This window comes from Dyella jiangningensis, assembly GCF_003264855.1.
Taxonomy (GTDB): domain Bacteria; phylum Pseudomonadota; class Gammaproteobacteria; order Xanthomonadales; family Rhodanobacteraceae; genus Dyella; species Dyella jiangningensis_C.
The window spans coordinates 792519-812412 of record NZ_NFZS01000001.1 but is presented as its reverse complement, the minus strand read 5'-3'; the positions used below and the strand labels follow the sequence as shown (position 1 = coordinate 812412).

17 protein-coding genes are annotated in these 19894 nt (G+C 62.9%); 15 read left to right on the top strand and 2 right to left on the bottom strand.

What is annotated here, in order from left to right:
- Positions 1-101 precede the first annotated feature (101 nt).
- From CA260_RS03570 to CA260_RS03555, 4 genes are read left to right on the top strand one after another with little or no spacing between them, the layout of a single operon-like run.
- Positions 102-1235 carry an ABC transporter permease gene (locus tag CA260_RS03570; RefSeq protein ID WP_202864039.1) on the top strand — a complete coding sequence of 378 codons (1134 nt, stop codon included), beginning with the start codon at positions 102-104 and terminating at the stop codon, positions 1233-1235.
- A gap of 5 nt (positions 1236-1240) precedes the next feature.
- Positions 1241-2047, top strand: coding sequence for an ABC transporter ATP-binding protein (locus CA260_RS03565; RefSeq protein WP_111982984.1), 807 nt, complete (start codon positions 1241-1243; stop codon positions 2045-2047).
- 1 nt (position 2048) lies between these two features.
- Positions 2049-2987 (top strand): MlaD family protein, encoded by a 939-nt coding sequence (locus CA260_RS03560; protein WP_111981051.1) that lies wholly within the window; start codon positions 2049-2051, stop codon positions 2985-2987.
- Positions 2984-3607 (top strand): ABC-type transport auxiliary lipoprotein family protein, encoded by a 624-nt coding sequence (locus CA260_RS03555; protein ID WP_111981050.1) that lies wholly within the window; start codon positions 2984-2986, stop codon positions 3605-3607. The genes CA260_RS03560 and CA260_RS03555 overlap by 4 nt, the downstream gene beginning before the upstream one ends.
- Before the next feature lie 9 nt (positions 3608-3616).
- On the opposite strand, the gene CA260_RS03550 is transcribed toward CA260_RS03555, so the two are convergent.
- Both CA260_RS03550 and CA260_RS03545 read right to left on the bottom strand, forming a co-directional pair.
- Complete coding sequence (locus tag CA260_RS03550) at positions 3617-4246, bottom strand: alpha-ketoglutarate-dependent dioxygenase AlkB family protein (protein WP_111981049.1); 630 nt, start codon at positions 4244-4246, stop codon at positions 3617-3619.
- 13 nt (positions 4247-4259) lie between these two features.
- Positions 4260-5657, bottom strand: coding sequence for an amidase (locus CA260_RS03545; RefSeq protein ID WP_111981048.1), 1398 nt, complete (start codon positions 5655-5657; stop codon positions 4260-4262).
- Between the two features lie 168 nt (positions 5658-5825).
- On the opposite strand from CA260_RS03545, the gene CA260_RS03540 reads away from it, so the two are divergent.
- The 11 genes from CA260_RS03540 (at position 5826) to CA260_RS03490 (ending at position 19612) form a co-directional block, all read left to right on the top strand.
- On the top strand, positions 5826-7427 hold the full coding sequence (locus CA260_RS03540; RefSeq protein ID WP_111981047.1) for an electron transfer flavoprotein-ubiquinone oxidoreductase: 1602 nt from the start codon (positions 5826-5828) through the stop codon (positions 7425-7427).
- A 43-nt stretch (positions 7428-7470) separates the two neighbouring features.
- The gene (locus CA260_RS03535; RefSeq protein WP_238149601.1) at positions 7471-9519 is read left to right on the top strand and encodes a glycosyltransferase; all 2049 of its coding nucleotides are present in this window, start codon (positions 7471-7473) and stop codon (positions 9517-9519) included.
- 109 nt (positions 9520-9628) lie between these two features.
- Positions 9629-10375: an electron transfer flavoprotein subunit beta/FixA family protein gene (locus tag CA260_RS03530; protein WP_111981046.1), complete on the top strand. Its 747-nt coding sequence runs from the start codon at positions 9629-9631 to the stop codon at positions 10373-10375.
- Positions 10376-10396: 21 nt separating this feature from the next.
- Positions 10397-11338 carry an electron transfer flavoprotein subunit alpha/FixB family protein gene (locus CA260_RS03525; protein WP_111981045.1) on the top strand — a complete coding sequence of 314 codons (942 nt, stop codon included), beginning with the start codon at positions 10397-10399 and terminating at the stop codon, positions 11336-11338.
- A gap of 15 nt (positions 11339-11353) precedes the next feature.
- Complete coding sequence (locus tag CA260_RS03520) at positions 11354-12700, top strand: phosphomannomutase (RefSeq protein WP_111982982.1); 1347 nt, start codon at positions 11354-11356, stop codon at positions 12698-12700.
- Between the two features lie 348 nt (positions 12701-13048).
- Positions 13049-13999, top strand: a complete 951-nt coding sequence (locus tag CA260_RS03515) for a UDP-glucuronic acid decarboxylase family protein (protein ID WP_172461707.1) — start codon at positions 13049-13051, stop codon at positions 13997-13999.
- A gap of 6 nt (positions 14000-14005) precedes the next feature.
- Complete coding sequence (locus CA260_RS03510) at positions 14006-14962, top strand: glycosyltransferase (protein WP_111981044.1); 957 nt, start codon at positions 14006-14008, stop codon at positions 14960-14962.
- The gene (locus CA260_RS03505) at positions 14943-15344 is read left to right on the top strand and encodes a GtrA family protein (protein ID WP_111981043.1); all 402 of its coding nucleotides are present in this window, start codon (positions 14943-14945) and stop codon (positions 15342-15344) included. Before CA260_RS03510 ends, CA260_RS03505 begins: the two co-directional genes overlap by 20 nt.
- On the top strand, positions 15326-15937 hold the full coding sequence (locus tag CA260_RS03500) for a hypothetical protein (protein WP_238149600.1): 612 nt from the start codon (positions 15326-15328) through the stop codon (positions 15935-15937). Before CA260_RS03505 ends, CA260_RS03500 begins: the two co-directional genes overlap by 19 nt.
- Before the next feature lie 191 nt (positions 15938-16128).
- On the top strand, positions 16129-17448 hold the full coding sequence (locus CA260_RS03495; protein ID WP_111981042.1) for a UDP-glucose dehydrogenase family protein: 1320 nt from the start codon (positions 16129-16131) through the stop codon (positions 17446-17448).
- Between the two features lie 61 nt (positions 17449-17509).
- Positions 17510-19612 (top strand): hypothetical protein, encoded by a 2103-nt coding sequence (locus CA260_RS03490; RefSeq protein ID WP_111981041.1) that lies wholly within the window; start codon positions 17510-17512, stop codon positions 19610-19612.
- Positions 19613-19894: the final 282 nt, after the last annotated feature.

Genomic DNA, 19894 nt, shown 5'->3' with positions numbered 1-19894 from the left:
CCTGTGAGGAAACGCTTCAGGGTCCTCGGCGTTAACCATCCCGTCGTTTCGTCACCTGACCTGCGCAAGACTCCACTACCATCGGCCCCATGAACCCATCGATGGCGACAGGAAGCGCACAACTCGATGCCAGCACCTCGCCGCCTTCCCTGCGCGTGGCAGGTGACTGGACGCTGGTACATTACGCGACGCTGGAGCGCAACACCGCCGCGCTGAAAAGCCGGTTGGACACGGCCACGCCCATCGACCTGAGCGGCCTGGGCTCGCTGGATACCGCCGGCGCTTCGCTGCTCGCCGGCCTGCTGGGTGCGGCACGTCTCGGCGACCTGGCCCATGCCGATCCCACGTTGCCGGCCGCCCAGCGTGCCCTGCTGCAGACGGTCGGCAAGGCCATGGCCGACTATGTCGAGCCGAAGCCGCGCACGCGCGGAAACACCTTCATCGAATTGCTGGCGCGCATCGGCGCGGCGATGGAAACGGTCTATCGCCAGCAGGTTCGCCTGCTGGGCTTCGTCGGCCTCACCCTCGAAACCTTCGCGCGCACCGCGTGGCGCCCGCGCCGCTGGCGGGTGACCTCGCTGGTGGCGCACGTGGAGGAGATCGGGCTGGATGCCGTGCCCATCGTCGCCCTGCTCACCTTCATGGTGGGCGCGGTCGTGGCCTTCCTCGGCTCCACGGTGCTGAAGGATTTCGGCGCCACCATCTATACGGTGGACCTGGTCGCCTACTCGTTCCTGCGCGAGTTCGGCGTATTGCTGACGGCCATCCTGATGGCCGGCCGCACGGCCAGTGCCTTCACCGCGCAGATCGGCTCGATGAAGGCGAATGAGGAAATCGACGCGATCCGCGCACTGGGCCTGGACCCGATGGAACTGCTGGTGCTGCCCCGCGTACTCGCCATGCTGGCCTCGCTGCCCATGCTCACCTTCCTGGCGATGATCGCCGGCCTTGTCGGTGGCGGGCTGGTGTGCGCGCTGGTGCTGGATATCCCGCCGGTGATGTTCCTCAACCTGGTGAAGTCGGACATCGGCGTGCAGCACTTCCTGGTCGGCATGGCGAAGGCGCCGGTGTTCGCCTTCCTGATTGCGGTGATCGGCTGCCTGGAAGGTTTCAAGGTCAGCGGCAGCGCCGAGTCGGTGGGTGAACACACCACCTCCTCGGTGGTGCAGTCGATCTTCGTGGTGATCCTGCTCGATGCGCTGGCGGCCTTGTTCTATATGGAGATGGGCTGGTGAACGCCATGACCAAACCGCAGCCGCAGGACGACGTGATCCAGGTACGCGACCTGGTCAACCGCTTCGGTACGCAGACGGTGCACGAACACCTGGACCTCGACGTGCGCCGCGGCGAAATCCTCGGCGTCGTTGGCGGCTCGGGCACTGGCAAGTCGGTGCTGTTGCGCAGCATCGTGGGCTTGCGTCGCCCCACCTCGGGAAGCGTGCACGTGTTCGGCCAGGATCTTCTCCGGCTTTCGCCCGACCAGCGCTCACAGGTGGAGCGTCGCTTCGGTGTGCTGTTCCAGAACGGCGCCCTGTTCTCCTCGCTCAACATCGTGGAAAACGTGGCGATGCCGCTGATCGAACACGCCGGTCTCACGCGAATGGAGGCGCATGCGCTCGCCGGCGTGAAGCTCGCCCTGGCCGGCCTGCCTGCGGGCACGGAGACGAAGTACCCCTCCGAACTGTCGGGCGGCATGGTGAAGCGTGCGGCGCTGGCGCGTGCGCTCGCGCTTGATCCGGAGATCCTCTTTCTGGACGAGCCCACCGCGGGACTCGACCCGATCGGCGCCGCGGCGTTCGACCAGCTGATCCTTACCCTGCGCAACGCGCTGGGGCTCACCGTGTTCCTCGTCACCCACGACCTGGACACGCTCTACACCATCTGCGACCGCGTGGCCGTGCTGTCGCAGAAGAAAGTGCTGGTGGTTGGCCCGCTCGACGACGTCGCCAAGACCGACGACGCCTGGGTGCAATCGTATTTCCACGGCCCGCGCGGCCGCGCTGCGGAAGAAGCGCATGAGCGCGAACCATCGCCCGAGGTGAAGTGATATGGAAACCCGCGCGCATCATGTGCTGATCGGCCTGTTCACCATGATCGTGGTGGTGGCCGCCTTGCTGTTCGGCCTGTGGCTGGCGAAATCGAGTTCGGACCGCCAGTTTTCGTATTACCAGGTGGTGTTCAACGAAGCCGTCACCGGGCTCTCGCAAGGCAGCGCCGTGCAATACAACGGCATCAAGGTCGGCGACGTCACCCAGCTCAAGCTCGACAAGCAGGACCCGCGCAAGGTGCTGGCGTGGATCCGCCTTGGCGGCGACACGCCCGTGCGTCAGGACACCCACGCCAAGCTCGCGCTGACGGGCGTGACGGGCCTGGCGGTGATCCAGCTCAGTGGCGGATCGCCCGGCAGCCCGCCACTGGAAAGCAAGAACGGTGAACTGCCGGTGATCGTGGCCGATCCTTCGCCGCTCAGTCGCATCCTCGCCAACGGCGAGGACCTGGTGATGAACATCAACGATGTGGTGGCGCGCGCCAGCACCCTGCTGTCGCCCGAGAACATGGACCGCATCGGCCGCACGCTCGATCACCTGGACAAGGCCACTGGCGCCATCGCCGACCAGCGCGACGACATCCGCACGCTGCTCAAGCAACTCGCCGAGGCCAGCAGGCAGGCCAACGACACCCTGGCGCAAACGCAGAAGCTCGTGCAGTCCGCGAACGGCCTGGTCGACAACCAGGGCAAGGCCACGCTCGACAGCGCCAGGAATGCGCTCGCCTCGGTGGAGCGCGTCACCGCCAACATCGACCGCCTGGTCAACGACAATCGCGCCTCGATCAATGGCGGCATGCAGGGCTTCAGCGAACTGGCGCCCGCCATCCGCGAATTGCGCGACGCCGCCGGTTCGTTGCGCGGCGTCGCGCGCCGGCTCGACGACAACCCCACCGGCTTCCTGTTGGGCCGCGATCGCAGCAAGGAGTTCGTGCCATGAGGTTGTATGCCCGCCTTTCCAGTTGCATGGCGCTCATTGCGCTGGGCGCCTGTTCGGTGCTGCCCAAGGCGGAAACGCCTGAGATCTATCGCCTGCCCGCGACACCGCTGCCACACGCGCAGGCAGCTTCGGCGAACTGGTCGCTGCGCATCAACACGCCGCAGGCCGAGCGCATGATCGACAGCTCGCGCATCGCCGTGATGCCGCAAGGCGACCTGGTCAGCGTGTACAAGGGCGCACGCTGGAGCGACACCGCCACGACGCTGCTGCGCAACCGCCTGATCGATGCCTTCCGTGACGATGGCCGCGCGGCATCGGTGAGCAGCGATGACAATGGACTGCCCGCGAGCTACACGCTGGCCGGCGACCTGCGTGCCTTCCAATCGGAATACCAGGGCAATGCGCCGGTGGTGGTGATCCGATACGACGCGCGGCTCGTGCAGAACAGCGGCTTGCGCGTGGTGGCGACGCGACGCTTCGACATCACGCAGCCCGTGGGTGGAACGTCCGTACCGCAGGTGGTCGCCGCTTTCGGTCAGGCCAGCGATGCGCTGGCGTCGCAGGTGGTGGCGTGGACGATGCAGCAATCGCTGGCATCGCCGGCAGCACCCGCCGAGTGACATCGACGTTCAACGCGGCGAGGGATCGATCCAGCGGAACGTCAGGTTGATGCGTGGCCCGATGGCGGCGTTCGTCTTCGGCAAGTCGTGCACATAGTGCCGCTGCGTGTCGCCGGCCATCCGGAGCAGGCTGCCGTGACCGAGCGTGATGACGCGCATGTCCCCACGCGTCCCGCCTTGCCTCGGCTTGAGCCGGAACCGCCGCTCGGCGCCGAGGCTCAGCGAGGCGATCACCGGACGTTTGCCCAGCTCGGGCTCGTTGTCGCTGTGCCACCCCATCGAGTCCTGTCCGTCGCGATACAGGTTGGCGAGCACGCTATTGAAGCGGGTACCGCACGCCTGCTCCAGGCGGCTTCGCAGATTCGCCAGCGACGGCAGCCACGGGCGCGGCACGAAGCGCGTGCGCGAATACACGTAGGTCGCGTCAGGATCGCCGATCCAGCAACTCAAGCGCGGCGAATCCACCTCCCGGCCATGGATGCGGATGCGATGGACTTCCCACGGCACCGTGGCCTGCAGGTCGGCAAGCAGCGTGGCGGCTTCTTCCATCGCCAGCCAGTGCGGCCATAACGCGAGATCGGCGCCTGGCAACGGCAAAGGCTGCCAGCCAGTGGGCGATGCATGATCGAACAAGCTCACACCATCACCGGCATCAACGGATGGCTGGGTACGCCGGCTCGACGTCCAGGGTGGCGGCCAACACGGAGGCAAGCTCGAGCAGGCGCAGGTCCGAACCACGCGCGCCCACCAGCTGCAGGCCCACAGGCATGCCATCGGGCAGGTAACCCATCGGAATATTCACCGCGGGGCAACCGGCCAGACTGGCGAAGCTGGTCAGGTCCGCCTGCGAATCGGGCACGGGACCATCAAGCGGGAACGCACCCTGCGGCGTGGTGGGCAACACCAGCACGTCGATCTGCGCAAACAGGCGGCGCATCTTGAGCGTGGCCGCGTCGAGCACGCGGTCGGCGCAGGCATAGTCGGCCGCGCTCTTGCCCGCCGCGTAGCCAAGCAACCGGCGGAAGTGCTCGGACACGCGCGCCTCGGTATCGGCCAGATCCGCGGCGAACGTACCCAGCATCTCCGCCTCCATCAGCAGGAAGCCGGCGCGACGCGTGCGTGCAAAATCCCAATCGGAAAAATCCACCGTGCGACGTTCGCCCAGCTCACGCGGCCAATTGGCCAAGGCCGCCTCGAACACGGTAATGACGTCCTGATGCACGCCCAGCGCGGCGAGGTCGGGCAGGAAACCGGCGCGCAAACGGCCCGGCTCCCAGTCCGGCGGCGACAAGGCCACGCGACGGCGGCGCGAGCGCGGATCGTCGGCGTCGTAGCCGGCCAAGACCTGCAGCAACACGGTGAGGTCATCGGCGCTGCGCGCGATGAGGCCGACCGTGTCGAGTCGCCGCGCCGCAGGCACCATGCCGCGCGCCGAGATTTCACCATGCGTGGGCTTGAGCGCATACACGCCGCAATAGCTCGCGGGGATGCGGATGGAGCCCAGGCTATCCGAACCCACCGCGGCCACCGCAAGGCCAGCCGCCACGGCGGCAGCGGCGCCGCCCGACGAACCGCCCGCGGTATAGCCATGGCGATGCGGATTGTGGGTGGCACCGTAATGCGGATTGTCGGTGGTCGCGCCCAGCGCGCCCTCGTCCATATTGGTCTTGCCGATGATCACGGCGCCCGAGGCGCGCAGCCGCGACACCACATGGGCGTCATCGGCGACCGCCTGCCGACGACCGGCCAGGCCGGCCCGGGTCGGCCAACCGGCCACGTCGAAGTTGTCCTTCAGCGCGATCGGAATGCCGTCGAGCCGCCCGATCACGCCGTCGCGGCGGCGATGCTGGGCCGCCAGCGCCTGCTCCTGCAGCATGGCCGAGCTCAGGCTGACATAGGCGTTGAGCTCGGGGTTGAGGCGCTCGATGGCCTCCAGGTAGGTCTCGGCCAACGACTGCGGCTGCACCCGATCGACCGCCAGCCAATGCAACAGCTGACACATCGTCGCCCGGCGCTGGTCGAGATCATTGATCGGGGGTTGCAGGTTCATGTTCTTCTTCCCTGGGTCTCACGGTCGATTATCACCACCGGAGATGAAGGGTTTGCAAGATTCAGCCCCACGTTGCCCGGCAAGCCCCGAACCCGGACAATGCCGGTTTGCCCGTTTCCATACGTGGGGGAACGGAATCGTGCCGCACCAGCCAGTTGGAGTTACGCCATGAGCGACCGCGAATTGATGGAATACGACGTCGTCGTCGTCGGCGCAGGCCCCGCAGGCCTCTCCTTCGCCATTCGCCTCAAGCAGCTCAAGCCGGACGTGAGCGTGTGCGTGATCGAGAAGGCATCGACCATCGGCGCCCAGATCCTTTCCGGCGCGGTGATCGAACCGCAGCCGCTGGACGCACTGCTGCCCGGCTGGCGCGACAACCCACCGCCGATCTGCGTGCCGGCCACCGAAGACGAGTTCTGGCTGCTCACCAAGACCGGCGAACGCAAGCTGCCGGTGCCGCCAGGCATGAACAACCACGGCAACTTCATCGTCTCCCTCGGCGCCATGTGCGCCTGGATGGCGCCGCAGGCCGAAGCGCTGGGTGTGGACGTGTTCCCGGGCTTCGCCGCCGCCGACAATGTCTACAACGACGACGGTTCCGTCGCCGGCGTGCGCATCGGCGACATGGGCGTGGCGAAGGATGGTTCGCACAAGGCGGGCTACACCCAGGGCATCGACATCAAGGCCAAGGTCACCGTGCTGGCCGAAGGCGCGCGCGGCAGCCTCACCAAGCAGCTGATCAAGCGCTTCGCGCTCGACAAGGACAGCGACCCGCAGGGCTATTCCATCGGCATCAAGGAACTGTGGCAGGTGCCGGCCGGCCGCGTGCAGCCGGGCAAGATCGTGCACAGCTTCGGCTGGCCGGCCGACAGCCACACCTACGGCGGCAGCTTCCTGTACCACCTGGACAAGGACCGCATCGCGCTGGGCTACGTCAGTGGCCTGGACTACACCGACCCCAACTACCAGCCGTGGGAAGCCTTCCAGCAGTGGAAGAACCACCCGACGGTGAAGTCGTTGCTGGAGGGCGGCACGATCCTTTCGGCCGGCGCACGCGCCATCGTCACCGGCGGCTACCAGTCGCTGCCCAAACTGGACATGCCGGGCGCGCTGCTGATCGGCGACACCGCCGGCCTGCTCAACGTGCCCAAGATCAAGGGCACGCACCAGGCCATCAAGAGCGGCATGCTCGCCGCCGAACACCTGGCTGCCACCGAGCTCAACCCGGCCGGCTTCGACGCCAAGCTGCGCGCCTCCGACGTGATGGCCGAGCTGAAGAAGGTGCGCAACATCAAGCCCGCCTTCAAGAAGGGCCTGTGGTTCGGCATGCTCAACGCCGCCTGGGAAACCGTCGTGGGCGGCGCCTCGCCGTGGACGCTGAAGAACAAGGCCGACTGGTCCTCCCTGCACAAACTCGGCCAGCAGGAAGAACCCAAGCGCGATTACGTGCAGCGCGAACTGCCGCCGCGCGACCGCCTGGCCGGCGTCTACTTCGCCGCCACCGAACACGACGAAGACCAGCCCATCCACCTGCAGGTCGCCGACACCAACGTCTGCATCACCCAATGCAGCGTCGAATACGGCAACCCCTGCACCCGCTTCTGCCCCGCCGGCGTCTACGAGATCGTCGACGACGAAGCAGGCAAACGCCTGCAGATCAACGCCGCCAACTGCGTGCACTGCAAGACCTGCGACATCAAGGACCCCTACCAGATCATCAACTGGGTAACGCCAGAGGGTGGGTCGGGGCCGAATTATCAGAATCTCTGAGGGCGCGCCGCTGTCCGCTAGATTGACTTGGCGCCTCCGGCGCTTGCATTACACGCTGCAACGATTTCGTAGCAGCGTGGCATTGCGTGGCTGGCGAGGCACCTTTGCTCGTGTCAGACAGGAATTCAAGCAACGCCCCGCCGTTGATGATTCGCTGCAAGTCGATGCGTTGGACGTGCCCTTCTCGCCGTTCGAATTCCCGAGCGCTGCCGAACCGCTGGTCTCAATGATCATTCCGGTCCACGGAAAGATTGCGTATACGCTGGCTTGCCTCCGCTCCCTCCTGCGAAACACATCCGCCCCGGCTTTTGAAGTGATAGTCGTGGACGACATGTCCCCAGACGACACCGCAGAAGTTCTCTCGCAAATTGGTGGACTACGCCTTATCCGCAATGCGGCGAACCTCGGTTTTGTCGGCAGTTGCAATGCTGGCGCAGGGGCTGCTCGCGGCGAGTTCCTGCTGTTCCTGAACAATGACACGCAGGTCATGCCCGAGTGGCTGACTGGATTGCTTGCGTGCTTCGCGGACAGGCCAGACTGTGGCATCGCGGGTAGCAGGCTCGTGTATCCGGACGGGCGATTGCAGGAGGCCGGCGGATTGGTTTTTGCGGACGGCTCAGGCTGGACCGCAGGTCGCTTCGAACCCAGGGATGCACCTGCTTGGAGATGCCGCCGCGAGGTCGATTACGTGAGCGGAGCATCCCTGATGATCCGCAGGGAGATATTCAATCGGGTAGGCGGATTTGATCTACGTTACGCGCCCGGGTACTACGAAGATACTGACCTAGCATTCGCGGTCAGACAATTGGGCCTGAAGGTTTACTACGAACCATCCAGCACGGTCGTCCACTACGAAGGCATCAGTGCAGGCACCGACCTGCATTCGGGCATGAAGCGCCACCAGCTTCAGAACCAAGCGAAGTTCGCGGCCAAGTGGAGCTCGTTATTGACCCAGCAGCCACCCAAAGGCACATCACTGATACGGGCCTTGAACTGGCGGCGACGTGGAAGCGTTCTGGTGGTAGACACCATGACTCCGGATCCAACACGCGATTCGGGCTCTTTGCGTCTGTGCGCCATTCTCAAGATCCTCGATGACCTGGGCTGGCACACGCTCTTCCTCCCCGACGACGGCCACGCAAGCGAGGAAGAAATTGCAACGCTAGGCTGTCTTGGCACAGAAGTACTGGACCGCCCATGGGTTCCCGATCTGCTTTCATGGTTACGAGAAAATGGTGACCAGCTACATGCCGTAATGCTTTGCCGGCATACCGTTGCAGGGCAGTACATTTCGCTTGTACGCAAGTATGCGACCAAGGCACGCGTGCTCTTTGACACCGTGGACCTGCACTTCCTACGCGAGCAACGAGCAGCCGAAGTCAGCGGTAGTCCGGCCATGGCTCGCCAGGCACTCGTTTCGCGCAAGAGTGAGCTGGCCCTGATTCGAGAGGCGGACATTACCTTCGTGGTCAGTCCTCATGAGCAGGACCTGCTGGCCACGGAGGTGCCCCAGGCACGAGTGGAGCTGCTCTCCAACATCCACCATGTGCACGGCTGCAGCCGATCCCAGGGCAAGCGCGGCGATCTCGTTTTCATTGGTGGGTTCGGCCACCCGCCCAATGCCGACGCCATCCGATGGATGTCCACTGACATTCTGCCGGTCTTGCGCGCCCACATCCCCGGTATTTGCATCCATGTGCTGGGCGACGTCCCGGCGTCGGCACGCGACGAACTCGCCATGCCTGGGCTAGAGCTGCACGGGCGCGTTCCCGACCTAACGCCCTGGCTGGAGGGGGCGCTCGCTTCCATCGCACCACTACGTTTCGGCGCGGGCGTGAAAGGCAAGATCAACATGGCCATGAGCCATGGGCTGCCGGTGCTGGCCACCTCATTGGCGGTCGAGGGCATGAAGCTGAGGGATGGTATCGACGTCCTTGTCGCAAACGATGCCGCTGGCTTCGCCGAGATGACCCAGCGCCTTGCCAACGACCCGGAACTCTGGGCCACCCTGTCGGTAAACGGGATGGACAACGTCGCAACCCATTTCTCGCCTGCTGCAGCCGGCCGGACACTGCAAAAGGCGCTGGACTAACCCCGGGTCAGCGAGGCTCAACCGCCATTCGTGTGCGGATGGTCCATCGGCTAGAATGGCCATTCGCACAACCCAAGGCGCCCATCAGGCGCCCGACAGAGGAACCGCAATGAAGATTCTGGTCGGCTACAAGCGCGTCGTGGACTACAACGTCCGCATCCAGGTGAAACCCGATGGCACCGGCGTCGTGACTGATGGCGTGAAGCTTTCCGCCAACCCGTTCGACGACATCGCCCTGGAAGAAGCCCTGCGCCTGCGCGAAATGGGCGTGGCCGAAGAGGTCGTGGTGGTCGGCATCGGCCCGGCGGACCTTACCGCGCATTTGCGCAACGGCCTCGCCATGGGCGCCAACCGCGCCATCCACGTGGTGACCACCGACGCCGTGCAGCCGCTCACTGCTGCCCGCATCTTCCAGAAGCTGATCGAAAAAGAACAGCCGGGCCTGGTCATCCTCGGCAAGCAGGCCATCGATGACGACGCCAACCAGACCGGCCAGATGCTGGCCGCGCTGTGGGACCGTCCGCAGGCGACGTTCGCCAGCAAGGTCGAGATCGCCGACGGTAAGGCCATGGTGACCCGTGAAGTCGACGCGGGTCTCGAAGTAATCGAAGCCGAACTGCCGGCCGTGATCACCACCGACCTGCGCCTCAACGAACCGCGCTTCATCAAGCTGCCGGACATCATGAAGGCCAAGTCCAAGCCGATCGACACCATCGAGTTCGCGTCGCTGGGCGTGGAAGCCAATGACCATCTCAAGACCACGCACTACGCCGCACCTGCCAAGCGCAGCAAGGGCGTGATGGTGAAGGATGCGGCCGAGCTGGTCGCGGCGTTGAAGCAGAAGGGTCTGCTCTAAGCAGCCTCAAGGAGACATGACATGAGCAAGATTCTCGTCATCGCCGAACACCTGGACGGCAAGCTGAATTCCTCCACCGCACGCGCCGTGAGCGCAGCCGCGGCGATCAAGCCCGAAGCCATCGACGTACTGGTGCTGGCTGACAACGTCGACGCCGTCGCCGCAGAAGCCGCCAAGATCGAAGGCGTGAGCCGCGTGCTGACCATCGCTCGCGCCGAGAACGTGCATCCGCTGGCTGCCGTGCTGGCCCCGCAGATCGCCAAGGCCGCCGCGGGTTACAGCCACGCGTTCGCCCCGTCGACCACGTTCGGCAAGGACGTGCTGCCGCGCGTCGCCGCCCTGCTCGGCGTAGCCCAGGTCAGCGACGTGATGAGCGTGGAAGGCGCCCACACGTTCAAGCGCCCGATCTACGCCGGCAACGCGATCATCACGGTCGAAGCCGACGCCAACACCACCGTGGTCGCCACCATCCGTACGGCCTCCTGGGCCGCCGCGGCGACGGGCGCCAACAACGCCCCGGTCGAAGCCCTGTCGGTGGACGTTGCCCTGCCCTCACACACTCGTTTCGTCGAGTTGCAGTCCGGCAAGAGCGATCGCCCGGACCTGCAGAGCGCGTGCAAGGTCGTCTCCGGTGGTCGCGGCGTGGGCTCGAAGGAAAACTTCGAGATCATCTTCAAGTTCGCCGACAAGATCGGTGCGGCCGTGGGCGCTTCGCGTGCCGCTGTCGACGCCGGTTACGTGCCGAGCGACCTGCAGGTGGGCCAGACCGGCAAGATCATCGCCCCCGAGCTGTACATTGCGATTGGCATCTCCGGCGCCATCCAGCACCTCACCGGCATCAAGGACGCCGGCACCATCGTGGCCATCAACAAGGACGGCGAGGCACCGATTTTCGAGATTGCCGACATCGGCCTGGTCGGTGATCTGTTCAAGATCATTCCGGAACTCGAACAAGCGCTCTGATGCCCGATGAGTGAAATCAACCTCAAGAGCTTCAAAGCCTACGATATTCGCGGTCGTGTACCGGACGAACTGAACGAAGACCTCGCCCAGTGCATCGGCAATGCCACGGCCCAGTTGCTGGGTCCAGGGCCCATCGTGCTCGGCCGCGACGTGCGGCTGAGCAGTCCTGCCCTGCAGGACGCGTTGGCTGACGGCATCACGGCCAGTGGACGCGATGTCATCGATATCGGGCTTTGCGGCACCGAAGAGGTTTATTTCCAGACGGCCCATCTGGGTGCGGCTGGCGGCATCATGGTGACCGCCAGCCACAACCCGATGGACTACAACGGGCTCAAGCTCGTGCGCGAAGGCGCCCGGCCCGTCAGCGGTGATTCGGGCCTGTTCACCATCCGCGACCACGTTGCCGATGGTCGGTATGTCGAGTCTGCCGCTCCCGGGACCGTGCGGATTGCCGCCGACAAGAGCGCGTATGTCGCGCACCTGTTGACCTATGTCGACGCGGCGTCGCTCAAGCCGCTGAAGATCGTCACCAACCCCGGCAATGGCGGTGCCGGTCTGGTGATCGACGAGCTGGCATCGCATCTGCCCTTCGAGTTTGTGCGTATCCAGCACGAGCCGGATGGCCATTTCCCCCATGGGATACCCAACCCACTGCTTCCGGAAAACCGGCAGGCCACCGCCGACGCCGTCCGCGCTCACGGTGCGGACTTCGGCATCGCCTGGGACGGCGACTTCGACCGCTGCTTCTTCTTCGACGCCTCGGGCCGATTCATTGAGGGCTACTACCTGGTCGGCCTGCTGGCAACAGCGCTGCTGGCCAAGCACCCAGGCGAAAAGATCATCCACGACCCGCGATTGACGTGGAACACGATCGAAATGGTGAGCGCGGCGGGCGGCATCCCAGTCCAGAGCAAAACCGGCCACGCCTTCATCAAGGAGCGCATGCGCGCGGAGAACGCCGTCTACGGCGGCGAAATGAGCGCGCATCACTACTTCCGTGATTTCGCCTATTGCGATTCCGGCATGATCCCGTGGCTGCTCATCGCGGGTCTCGTATCGTCCACTGGCCAGTCACTTGCCGGCATGGTCGAAGATCGCATGAGCGCCTTCCCCTGCAGCGGCGAGATCAATTTCGTTGTCTTCGACGCAAAGGCTTCCATCGAACGTGTCATGGAGTACTTCGCCGGTCAGAATCCTGTGCTCGATGACACGGACGGTATCAGCGCGGATTTCGGCGACTGGCGATTCAACCTGCGCAGCTCAAACACTGAACCGCTACTTCGCCTGAACGTCGAGGCGCGCGCTGATCACGCCTTGATGATGCGGCAGACTGATGAGATTCGCGCGCAGCTTCAGGCTTGAGCCCCGGCCTGAAAGTTAGCGTGATCGCCGCTGCCGCCAGCTTTCGCTCAGACTTGCCCCGCCTGGCCAGGCCACCCTGTTGCCGCCGGGGCCCGGGAAAATCCCGCCTCTGGTCACGGGCCGACTGCTGAACCCGGCCTTTCGGCACACTGGTGGTTTCCCCCGGGGCCGGTTCACCGCCCTGCCCCTGCTCAAGTAGCATATTGCGGATTTTGCGGGGAAGCTCAGCTATAACATCGTCGACGATCCGGATCTTTCGACCGAAACCCTCCCTTTTGGTGAAGGAAAGCGACTGATCTTGTCCCGCTTTCAGACAGGAAGCGGCCGGGAAATAACCAACGATTTTTCATGGAGAAGATTTTGAGCCAGATTCTGGTTACCGGCGGCGCGGGATTTCTTGGCTCCCACCTGTGCGACCGCCTGATTGAAGCGGGACACGACGTTCTCTGCGTGGATAACTTCTTCACGGGCTCGAAGGACAACATCCGGCATCTTATCGGCCACCCTTCCTTCGAGCTGCTGCGCCACGACGTAACCTTTCCCCTCTATGTAGAAGTGGGGCAGATCTACAACCTGGCTTGCCCGGCGTCGCCCGTCCACTACCAGCACGATCCCGTCCAGACCACCAAAACAAGCGTTCACGGTGCCATCAACATGCTTGGCCTCGCAAAGCGCACAAGAGCGCGCATTCTCCAGGCGTCAACGTCTGAGGTATATGGTGATCCGGAAGTCCATCCTCAGCCCGAGTCTTACTGGGGTCGCACCAACCCGGTGGGCATCCGCAGCTGTTATGACGAAGGCAAGCGGTGTGCGGAAACGCTCTTTTTCGACTACTGGCGCCAACACCAGCTCGAAATCAAGGTCATGCGTATCTTCAACACGTACGGCCCACGTATGCACCCCAACGATGGTCGCGTCGTAAGCAACTTCATCGTCCAGGCGCTCAAAGGGGAGCCGATCACCATCTATGGCGATGGCACTCAGACGCGCAGCTTTTGCTACGTTGATGACCTCATCGAGGGTATGCGCCGCCTGATGAACAGTGCAATTGACATCACAGGCCCGATCAACATCGGCAATCCTGGCGAGTTCACCATGCTTGAACTAGCCGAGAAGGTCGTATCACTGGTGGGCGGCAAATCCAAGATCACCTACCAGCCACTGCCAAGCGACGATCCGAAGCAGCGCCAGCCCGACATCACGCAAGCCAGGACAAAGCTCGACTGGAGCCCCAAGGTCTCGCTCGACGATGGCCTGAAGGAAACTGTTGATTATTTCCGCAAGCGCCTCGGAGTCTGAGTCGCGATGCGCCACCCCAAGCTCATTGTCGTCACACCGGTGTTCGAGGACACTGAAGCTTCCACCATTCTTTTCTCCGAACTGGCAAAAGCCTGCGGTACGGAGATCCATGTCGTGGCTGTGGATGATGGCTCGGTGCGGCAACCATTGACGCTGCAAGGCATGCTCGACGCCAACGTGGATGGCACGGTGATTCGCCTCAAACGCAACGTCGGGCATCAGCGCGCCATTGCGGTGGGCTTGGCCTATGTCGCTGACAAATTTAGCGACATCGATCGTGTAGTCGTCATGGACTCCGATGGCGAAGACCTTCCTGAAACTATCGGCAGCTTGCTCGATGAGCTGGACGCGTCCGAGGTCGATGTGGTCGTCGCTCAGCGGAAGAGCCGCGTCGAGACGTTGCGCTTCAAGACGTTCTACGTGGTTTACAAGTGGCTTTTCAGCTTGCTCACGGGACGCAGGATCAGCTTCGGCAATTTCATGGCGCTGAACGGTACGGCCACACGCCGCCTGGCTTCCATGGGTGAACTGGCCACCCACGTAGCCGGCACGGTTCTCGTGTCGCGCCTGAGGTGGCGCACGTGCGCCCTTGACCGCGGGCCGCGCTATGCGGGCAAAAGCAAGATGAACTTCGTGGGCCTGGCGCTGCACGGTTTCAAGGGCCTGATGATCTTTGCCGAAGATGTCCTTGTCCGGGTTGGCATCGCCTGCACCAGCGTCGCGGTTCTTTCACTGCTGGGCGTTAGCGTCGCCATCGTGCTCAAGACCCTTGGCTATGCCACGCCGGGCTGGTTCTCGGTCGCGCTTGGGCTGTTGCTGCTGGTCTTCCTTCAGACAGGCGCCATCACGCTGATGACGCTCATGCTTACCGGTATAGCCCGCGGTAGCACGGTGCTCCCGCTGGACTATCGCCTGCTGGTCGACCAGATATTCGCGACGCGTCATGACCAGCGCGACCTCTAGCCTCCTCAGGCACCAACCGGTCCGCTACGTCATCAACGGGATGGCGGCCACTTGCATTAGCTACGCCGTCCTGGGCGCGTGCATCCATGTTGCGCATGTGCCGTCGGCAGGTGTCGCCAACTTCATCGCCGCTGTCATCGGCATCACGGCGTCGTTCCTCGGAAGCCGCCACTTCGTGTTTCCGGGCACCAAAGAATCGGTCTGGCACCAACTGGGGCGCTTCTGGCTGCTGTATGCAGCCCTTGCTTTGTTGCAGGCCGCGGTGCTGTTCGCCTGGACGGACATGGCCAAGCTCGACTATCGCACGGGCTTCCTGATCGGCACGTTCCTGCAGATGGTTTGCAGTTATTTCGGAGGAAAGCTTTGGGTATTCAAGCAATAAAGATCGGCCGCCTCGTCGCAATCACGGCGGTCTTCGTGGTCGTGCTGCTGGCAACCTATGTCATCCACTCGCTGTATCTGCGGGTGAACGTAGTGTTCTACAGCGCCATTCTCGATGGGATCATCGCTACCACCCTATGCAGCGCACTGTTGTGGGGAGGCCACTGGTTCAAGGTGCTTGGGCCGGTGGAGAAACTCCAGCTGATCGTCATATGGTTGCTCCTTGGTTACGGCTTCGCCATTTCGGTACCCACGGTGCTTGATCGCTCACTCTCCTTCTATATCCTCGAGAAAATGGAGCAACGCGGTGGCGGCATCCGCGAAAATGCTTTCGAACAAGTTTTCACCAAGGAATACGTCAAGGAAGACCGTCTGGTGGACGTGCGCCTCACCGAGCAGTTGCAATCAGGCACCATCGTAATCCGGGATGGCTGCGTGCTGTTGACGGACAAGGGCCGGCGGCTGGCTTCCATCAGCCGCTTCTTCCGCAACAACCTTCTACCAAAGCATCGCCTGCTGATGGGGACCTATACGGACACCCTGACCGATCCGTTTCGCGACAGCACATCCGACGTCGATTACCGCTGCCAGTAGCGGCAATCGACGCTGTGCGGCGAAAGGAACTTTCGTCATCCCATGCCATGGGCAGGTTTCGCAAGCTCCACGCGACCTATTCAACATCCGGCGTTGCTTCTCCCGTGACCAAGCCCCAGAGGTAATGGGCCGCACGACTTACCCTATTCATCTCAACGAGGTCTTCTACAAGGCCCGCAGGTAGTCGAACGATGAAAATCACCGTTGTTGGAACTGGATACGTGGGCCTGGTGACCGGCGCCTGCCTTGCCGAAATGGGTAACGACGTCCTGTGCCTGGATGTGAACCCCGAGAAGATTCGCGTCCTGCAGGAAGGCGGCGTCCCCATCCATGAGCCCGGCCTGGACAAGATCATTGCCTCCAACGTGGCGGCAGGCCGGCTTCACTTCACCACGGACATCGACCAGGCTGTCGCCTTCGGCACCGCGCAGTTCATCGCAGTCGGCACGCCACCTGACGAAGACGGCTCTGCTGACTTGCAATATGTACTTGAGGCGGCGAAGAACATCGGCCGGCGGATGAACGAGTACAAGGTAGTCATCGACAAAAGCACGGTGCCGGTTGGTACGGCAGACAAGGTCCGCGCAGCAATCGCGGAGGAGCTGTCCGCCCGCTGCGCGGTCATCGACTATTCCGTCGTGTCCAACCCTGAGTTCCTCAAAGAAGGATCCGCGGTGGACGACTTCATGAAGCCGGATCGAATCGTCGTGGGCGCCGACGACGAGCGCGGCATCACTCTCATGAAGGCGCTTTACGCGCCGTTCCAGCGCAATCACGACAAGCTGGTGCTGATGGACGTGCGCTCAGCGGAACTTACCAAGTACGCAGCAAACGCCATGTTGGCTACGCGCATTTCGTTCATGAACGAACTTGCCCTGCTCGCGGAAAAGCTCGGTGCGGACATCGAGCTAGTACGCCGCGGCATCGGCTCGGATCCGCGCATCGGCTATCACTTCCTGTATGCCGGCTGCGGTTACGGCGGCTCCTGCTTCCCCAAGGATGTGAAGGCACTGATTCGCTCAGGCGAAGAGGCAGGACAAACGCTACGCGTGCTGCAGTCGGTGGAGGAGGCCAACGATGCGCAAAAACGTGTTCTGACCGAAAAGATCTGCAAGCGCTTTGGCGAGGATCTGAAGGGCAGGCATTTTGCCGTCTGGGGGCTGGCGTTCAAGCCGAATACCGACGATATGCGTGAAGCAACGAGTCGCGTCCTCATTGGCGACTTGCTGGCCAGAGGCGCCACGGTCGCCGCCTATGATCCGGTGGCGCACGAGGAGGCACATCGTGTCTTCGGCGACGCACAGGGCCTCGAGCTAATCAGGTCGCAGACGGACGTGCTGCGCAAGGCGGACGCGCTGATCGTGGTGACCGAATGGAAGGAGTTCCGGTGCCCCGATTTCGTCGAACTGAAGCAACTCCTCCGCACGCCTGTCGTCTTCGATGGCCGCAACCTCTACGAGCCAAGTGAACTCCGCGCACTCGGTTTCGAACACTATCCCATCGGCCGCTGAGGTAGTACGGCTCAGTCACTCCGAGCCTACGCTCATTCGTCATGTTACGACGGAAGACATCATGATTTTGGACAACCCCAACTCGATCGTGGCCACCTCCTCGGTCAAGCGCAGCTTGCTGTGGCCTGTTGGCCTGCTGGCTATCGGATTCGGGCTGGTCATCCTGCGCCAATCCGACTACTTCCGATCCATGCCAGGTGACTTGCTCGACGGTCGGTTCAACAACCTGATCCTTGAGCATCTATATCGCTGGGTGGTGGGGTTGGATCCGAAGTTGTGGAGCCCGGGCTTCTTCTATCCCTACGAAGGAACGCTGGCGTTCAGCGACAATCACTTCGGCACAGGGTTGGTCTATATCGCGATGCGCATGCTGGGTCTGACACCTGAGCAGGCCTTCATCGGCTGGTTCACTGTCGCCCCAGCACTGAACTTTACGGCGTGCTATTACACCTTGCGTCGAATGGGAGGCACCGTGAGAGGCAGCGCCATCGGCGCGTTCATCTTCACCTTCTCTTTCGTTGTAAGCGCGCAGGTTGGTCACGCCCAACTGTCCTACCGATTTGCCGTCCCACTGGCAATGCTGGCATGGCAACGTTTCATCGAGCAGGGCCATGGCCGGCACTTTGCCCTGGCCACGCTCTGGCTCACCGTGGAGTTCTACTGCTCGATCTACCTCGGCTACTTCCTGCTCTTGCTGATCATCGGCTATTTCCTCGCGCAGGCGTTGTTGCGCAAGGACCAGGGCCCATGGCGTCCCCTCGCATCCCTGCTCGGAGATGTGCGCAAGCTGATTTTGGGACAGACCGTCGGTAGCGTTTTGACAATCGTTGCCTGCGCCGTCGCACTGCTCGCGCTGTTCTATCCCTATCTCCATTATTCGCACCTGTTTGGGTTCCACCGCGACTACAGCGAAGTCAGCACGATGTTGCCCAGGGTGGCCAGTTATGCGCTAAGTGATCAATCGCTACTGTGGTCCAGATTCACCACCCGCATACACAGCGTGCCGATGCGATGGGAGCACCAGATGTTTTTTGGTGGCTCGGCGATCGTGCTCACCATCATCGGCATGGCTCGTCAGCCCGGCCGTCGTAACCTCGCCATGTTTGGAGCCATCGCCTTCCTGGTGGCTCTCACGCTGTCCGTCCACAACCACAGCCTCTATACGTTCGTCTACCACCTGCCTCTGGCGAATGCTGTGCGGGCCGTAACTCGGATTGGCATGGTTATGTTGTTCCCTTTGGCCGTCCTAGCCATGAGCGGCTATGACTGGCTGGCCTTATCACCGGACAGACAGGCCATCAAGGCAACGGCAGCCGCGCTACTGACAATCCTGATGATTGTGGAGTACGCGGCTTACAACACGCCCAAGGTACCGCTTGTCGAGGCGAACCAACGAATCGAATCGCTATTAGCTCGCACACCACCTTCGCTCGCCCCGGACGCCATTCTGTTCGTGCCAATCCGCACCGACGAACGCCCCTTCCTCACCGAAGACGATGGCATGCGCCTGGCCCAGCTCATGAATCGGGTAACTCTGAACGGGTACTCTGGCAACTGGCCAGTAGGCTACGTGGAACGCGACACCGACCCCTGCACCGTGGTCAATAACCGGCTGATGGGTTATGCCGCCTTCGCCGGACTGGACTATCAGGCTTATGTGGCATTGGTGAAGCGAACCGTAGTGGTCGGTAGTGACGTGCGCTGCTCACCACTGCCCACCCTCCTTGGCCGCACGCGCTTTGTGGGCAAATTGCCAGAAGACCTCATCAAGGGACTGGTACCGTCAATTGACCGGATCACGCCGGAGAAGGGCAAGCTGCATGTTCGCCTGACCCTGCGGAACAACTCCAGGGAGTTGCTCCCATCCGTTTCGGACGACGACCACCCCGTGCGCTTCTCCTGGCGATTCTCGCCGACCCGTGCCCCTCTCCCGTCGGGTGCAGGCTGGGATACGCGCAAGGACGTTTCTGGCGACGTCAAGCCCGGCCAAAGCCAAGAATTCGACTTGCTCATTGAGCCACCGGCGGCTCCCGGCGAATACCAGCTGGAGGTGAACCTGGTGCAGGAGACCGTTGCCTGGTTCCATCCGCTAGGCATGCCGATCGCCACCGGAAGCCAGATCATCACGACTCAGGCAGATGGGGCTGTGCGAGTAGAACCTTGAATGGATCTGGTCTGGGCGGGAGCAGCCTAACCGGACCATGAAGAAAGCCTCTTTTACGAAGAAGTCCCCAAGCTCAAGATGAGGCGCGACATGCTGCAAAAGGCCGCGGCCTATTTCGCCAGGGAGTCGACGCGAAGTTCTGCTTTGTGGTGAAGCGCCGAGGAGCCTGATCTGTGAGGCACTCGGTGTCCCGCGCAGCGGGTTCTACGCATGGCTCGTTCGGCCGCGGAGTCGGCGCCCATGTGATGTGACGAGGTACCGTCGCAACAAGCTCGCCAGAGC